We start from the raw sequence: 2016 nt of genomic DNA, 5'->3' as shown, positions 1-2016 counted from the left end.
CACCATCAACTGGCGGGCCACGGACGCCGCATGGTCGGGCGCGCCACCAAGGTCGATGAAGTCGCGCACGCCGGCACGCAAGGCGGCGAGCAACGCCTCGGGCTCGCCTGCGTGACCCACCGCGACGAGCGGCAACTGCGGAAACAGCCGCGCGATCTGCTCGGCCAGCCGCGCCGAGTCGATCGCGCGCGACTGCGTGAAGTCGAGCAATACCAGGCCGGGCCGCAATGTGCCGATCTTCTCGACGAAGGAATCCTGCGAATCGGCCTCGGCGACCAGCGTACCAACGGCGCCCAGCGCGTGGCCCAACCAGTGCCGGACGTCCTCGCGCGTGGTGTTGAGCAGGAAATGATCCACAGATGTGTTTCGTTCCATCGTTGGTCCGCCTATCTCGAGAACCCTGGCAGGCTCTGGTCCGCGTACTCGCCCAGCATGTAGCGGCCCCAGACGTTGGGGTTGGCGCTGGTGCGGCCGTCCTGGGACGCGCCGGCCGCTGCGGGAGAATCCTTGGCCAGGGGCTTGATCAGGTGCGGCGTGACCACGATCATCAGTTCGCGGTCTTCCTGATGGAAGTTCAGGTTCTTGAAGAAGCTGCCGATCACCGGCAGATCGCCCAGGAACGGGACCTTGCTGACATTGCTGACCGTGTTGCGGCTCACCAGGCCGCCGATCACGAAGCTCTCGCCGTCACCGAGTTCGATCGTGGTGTCGGCACGCCGCGTGACGATGGCCGGCACCGTGGCGCCGTTCAGTACGATGCCACGCGAAGGATCGAGATCGCTGGCCTCGGGCGCCACCTTGAGCGCGATGCGCTCACGCGACATCACCGTCGGCGATACCGTAAGCCCGATACCGAACGGCTTGTACTGGATCGTCGTGGTCCCCAGCGCCTGCGGCACCGGAATCGGAATCTCTCCGCCAGCCAGGAAGCTCGCGCTCTGCCCGGACAACGCCACCAGGCTCGGCTCGGCCAGCACGCGGACCAGGCCGTTGGCTTCCATCAGGCTCAGGTTGGCGAAGATGCCCTTCGACACCGAGCCAGCAATCAGGTTGAAAGCGCTGCTGATTGGCGACACCGAGTCCACCACAGTGCCAACGCCCGGCGTGAACGTGGCCTTGGTCAGCGACGACGGGCTGAAGGTGCCAAATGCGAAGCCGCCGTTGTCGCGATAGAAGTTCAGGCCGATTTCCTTGAGAACGGTCTTGCTGATCTCCACCACCTTGACGTCGACCTGCACCGTGCCGGAGACCGGCACCGTCGAGCGATCGACTACAACGCCTGCGCTCTTGCCATCCGCACTGGAGACGGCGGCGCGCGCCGCCATCAGCGTATGCGCGGCGGCTGGGGCATCAGGAGACTCGCCGCTGATCGAAGCCCCGGCGGAAGAAAGATCAACGCTGGCGCCACCGGGATCGGGCCGCACCGCATCCACGCGCACCGTGTAGCTGACCGGCGCAACATCGCGGCTCCAGATCTTGAGGTCGGTGACGCCGGGCTTGCGGGCCACCACGAGCACCGTAGCAGGACCACCCCGATGTTTGAGCAGCAGCGCATCGGCCACCTCGGGGTTGCCCACCGCCACGCGTTCCAGCGCCTGTCCGGGCCGGATTTCCTGTTGCGCACCAGCGAGCAGGCGCAACGTGCGCGAGCCTGCGGTGTCGAAGGAACCTGACGGCTGCGACATCGCTTGTGTCGCCGCTTGTGTCGCTGCTTGTGCATCCGCTTGCGATATCGGCGCCGCAGCCAGCGCCAGCATCGTCAGCGCGACCACTCGCGCCAGCACACGGTGTTTCAACTTTTTCGGCATACCGTGTCGTCCGTTATTCAATCGCTCGCTTGCCGGCGCGGATCATTTCCACGCCGTTACCTTCGTTCTGGGGATCGCGTCGTGCGGTGGCCACCATCCCCGGGAGTCCTGCGGGAAGCACGGCAGGCCGCATCGCTGGCGCGGGCGTTTGGGGCGCGCGCGGTTCGCCGACCAGCCCGGCGAGGCTCACACCCGCCACAGCCTTGTC

The 2016-nt window shown here is 66.4% G+C and carries 2 protein-coding genes and 1 pseudogene; all 3 read right to left on the bottom strand.

All coding sequences use genetic code 11. The features are described from left to right. Window positions 1-375: response regulator (locus D769_RS20195; protein ID WP_008648914.1), on the bottom strand; the 375-nt coding region annotated here is incomplete at its 3' end. 11 nt (window positions 376-386) lie between these two features. Next, a complete protein-coding gene (locus D769_RS20190) occupies window positions 387-1808 on the bottom strand; it encodes a type II and III secretion system protein family protein (protein ID WP_008648913.1) in 1422 nt (473 codons plus the stop codon). Between the two features lie 13 nt (window positions 1809-1821). Continuing rightward, a pseudogene (locus D769_RS20185) lies at window positions 1822-2016 on the bottom strand (Flp pilus assembly protein CpaB); the annotation flags it as partial.

The organism is Cupriavidus sp. HMR-1, assembly GCF_000319775.1.
Classification (GTDB): Bacteria; Pseudomonadota; Gammaproteobacteria; order Burkholderiales; family Burkholderiaceae; genus Cupriavidus; species Cupriavidus metallidurans.
This window is presented reverse-complemented; position numbering and strand designations above follow the sequence as displayed.

What these genes read in the sequence shown, in the direction of transcription:
- D769_RS20190 (WP_008648913.1), bottom strand. Translation starts at nt 1,808, where the DNA reads ATGCCGAAAAAGTTGAAACACCGTGTGCTGGCGCGAGTGGTCGCGCTG.